Origin of the sequence: Ventosimonas gracilis, assembly GCF_001580025.1 — a bacterium.
Taxonomy (GTDB): domain Bacteria; phylum Pseudomonadota; class Gammaproteobacteria; order Pseudomonadales; family Pseudomonadaceae; genus Ventosimonas; species Ventosimonas gracilis.
Genome location: NZ_LSZO01000073.1, coordinates 1 through 421, shown reverse-complemented (window position 1 = coordinate 421; position 421 = coordinate 1). Strand labels below are relative to the sequence as shown.

The window sequence follows — 421 nt, the reverse complement described above, 5'->3', positions numbered from 1 at the left end:
GCCAGACGGCAAGAACAAGCCCTATATGCACAAATGGAGGCGCTCACCCGTGACACAGAGAAACAACTGGAAAGCGTGGCTGCTGCTGAACGCGCTGCTTTTGACAGCCGCCTGCACGAACTCGCCCAGCAATACGCCCATCGCCGCCCCGCCCCAAACCCCCCCGCTGCCGCAAACTGCCAAGCAGAACGCACCCGCGCCGCCGTGCTTGCCAACCTGCTTGCAGAGTCTGACCAACTGGCGCAAAGCTTCGCAACAGAAGCTGACCGAAGACGAATAGCCGGACTCGCCTGCGAAGCCGCGTATGAAGCCGCGCGATTGGGTAAGTAACGCGTAATGTGTGCAGGCTAAAATTGAGTAAGCCCCAAAAAAGCCCCGACAAACTATCTAAGCTATTGATTTTATAATTTATTTTGGTGCT

Annotated in this window: 1 protein-coding gene; it reads left to right on the top strand. The window is 56.1% G+C overall.

Annotation, left to right across the window (positions count from 1 at the left end):
- A partial coding sequence (locus tag AXE65_RS04125) for a DUF2514 family protein (RefSeq protein WP_153015377.1) occupies positions 1-330 on the top strand: 330 nt, incomplete at its 5' end.
- Between the last annotated feature and the right edge of the window lie 91 nt (positions 331-421).